This window comes from Rhizorhapis sp., from assembly GCF_035276005.1.
Classification (GTDB): domain Bacteria; phylum Pseudomonadota; class Alphaproteobacteria; order Sphingomonadales; family Sphingomonadaceae; genus Rhizorhapis.
Genome location: NZ_DATEMB010000038.1, coordinates 1 through 2,227 on the forward strand (window position 1 = coordinate 1; position 2,227 = coordinate 2,227).

2 protein-coding genes are annotated in these 2,227 nt (G+C 60.2%); both read right to left on the reverse strand.

The features are described 5' to 3' along the window. Positions 1-221 precede the first annotated feature (221 nt). Positions 222-1,592, reverse strand: a complete 1,371-nt coding sequence (locus VJS46_RS09260) for an IS1380 family transposase (protein WP_324059744.1) — start codon at positions 1,590-1,592, stop codon at positions 222-224. Between the two features lie 234 nt (positions 1,593-1,826). Then, the coding region (locus VJS46_RS09265) for a helix-turn-helix domain-containing protein (RefSeq protein ID WP_324059745.1) at positions 1,827-2,227 on the reverse strand (401 nt) is incomplete at its 5' end.

A 2,227-nucleotide genomic window follows, 5' to 3' on the forward strand; every position in this document is an offset into this window, starting at 1 on the left:
TTCCGAAGGAAGGAGGGCGACCTTGAAAGCTGTCATTCGTGAGACTGCAGGTTAGCCCGGCCTATTCATGACGCTGGTGTTTCCAGCGTTCTTCGGCCTTTCGGTTCAGCGGCTTGACGATCAGGACGAGCGATCCTGCTGCGTCTGTTTCACCGCGAGTGTTTGATAGGCTTTTGGGTTGAAGGACGGGGCTTTGGGGTTCAGCGGCACGGCTACACTGGCTATGTCGGGGCGGCCTTGAGCCCGGTGGCGATGGCGCGGAACAAGGCGGCATCGGGACAGGCTGAAGCGAAGGCGACCCTGATGCGCGAAGCACTCTCGATGACACGGGCGGCAACCTTGAGCAGCCGCAGGCGCAGGGTCGCGAACTCCGCCTTGGCGAGCGCTGCCGACTTGGGGATGGCCTGCTGGATGCGCCACATGAGCCAGTATGCCGCAGTATGGAGGATCAACCGCATCTGATTGGCGTTGGCCGACCGGCACGAGGTGCGATCGCTGCTGAGCTGAGTTTTATGCTGTTTGATCAGATTCTCGGCCTGACCTCGGGCGCAGTAGAGCGTGTCGTAGATGTGCTCCGCTGAGCTTTCTGTCAGGGACGTGACGACATAGCGGATGTCCATGCCGAGCGTGCTGGCTTCGATCCGGGCGACGACACGGCGCTGGCACTTCCAGCTTTTTGCCCCATAGCGCGTTTCGGCATAGCAGCGCAGGACCACCCGGTCTTGTTCGGCACGCTTGACGGCGCAGGCATCGGCGGCAGCGATAATGTCGGGATTGGCGCGCAGGGCAGCGTTGGTGGGCAGGCCAAAGACATAGTCGATGCCCTGCGCCTCGCAAAAGGCCATGACCTCTGGCCGCCCATAATGCCCGTCGCCGCGGATGGTGATGTGCGTTGCGGGCCAGTGCCGACGGATATGCCGCGCAAGGCGGCGGATGTGTCCCGCAGCCTCGGCACCTGAGGGCGTCTTGCCGGTACGCAGCAGCATGGCAACGGGTCGCCCCGTTGCCGTGTCATAGACGTGGATCGGCAGGAAACACCGCTCGCCATGATGACCGTTCCAGAAGGACAGCTGCTGATAGCCATGTACGACATCGCAGGTGTCATCGATATCCAGCGTCACCGCCTTAGGCGGTTCGGGGTAGCTGGCGCAGTAGATGCCGACCATCGCGACTATCATCCGCGCCAACTCGCGTGTGCTCGGCGCATTTTCCCACCGGCTCATGGTGGGTTGGCTTGCCAGGCCGGCGCCTGAACCGGGCAGCTTGCCCAGCGCCAGGCGAAAGCCCGGATCGTCGCGCAGGGTGTCGAGATCATCGGCATCCTCGTAGCCGCAGGCAATCGCCAGGACCCGCGCCCGAATAATATCATCCAGCTTGTGGATCACCCGAGAGGGATCACGCCGATCGGCGATGCAGGCGGCAAGCTGCCTGCAGATCCCCATCGCGCGCTCGGCTGGAGCCAGCAGCAGAACCCCGCCATCCGAGGTCAATCGACCGCCGTCGAAGGCAGCCGTGACCTTCTTGCGATGGATCGCTGGAAACGAAATCAGAGGAGCGCTATCGATGTTCTCGGCGGGGGTGGCCGGCGGCATTTTCTGTCCTGTGCAAGGAATGGCTTCGACACCCAATTTCCTATTTCAGAACAGAGCCTTGCGCTACTCTCGCCAACCCTTCAGCCTCCGTCTGGTGAATAACAGAGGTTAGCTTTGGCATCATCGCGCGATCCTAAGTGGAAAGCCTAACCACCGTACCGCATTCGACCAAATCTGGTTATTTTATTGAGCCTTTGGCGACGTCGATGTGAACCGAAAGACGTCGACCACCCATCATTTGTTTCGTAAAGCGGACGGAGCAACCTTAAATCTTGTTTTAAAGGCGCGATTGAAGCTGCTGATGTTTCCGAATCCGTGGCTCAATGCAATTCCGCTGACCGAGTAATCGCACTTTTCCGGATCCTCAAGATCGGCCCGGCACCGCTCGAGGCGCCTCATTCGTATCCAGCGCGCGGGGGACACGCCTTCGCGTTCAAACAGTTTGTTTACGTACCGAGTGCTTAAAGCCAGATTGGCCGCGATCGATTCCAGTGAGAGATCTTCGTCATCCAGATGGTCTTCGATGTATTGCTGGATGCGGCGCAGCGTCGATTGACTGCCGCGCGCCCGCGGTGGCGCGGCCGAAAAACCGCATTCAAGACTCATTCCAAGAAGATCCAGCAGCGAATTGGTAA

What these genes read in the sequence shown, in the direction of transcription:
- VJS46_RS09260 (WP_324059744.1), bottom strand. Translation starts at nt 1,592, where the DNA reads ATGCCGCCGGCCACCCCCGCCGAGAACATCGATAGCGCTCCTCTGATT.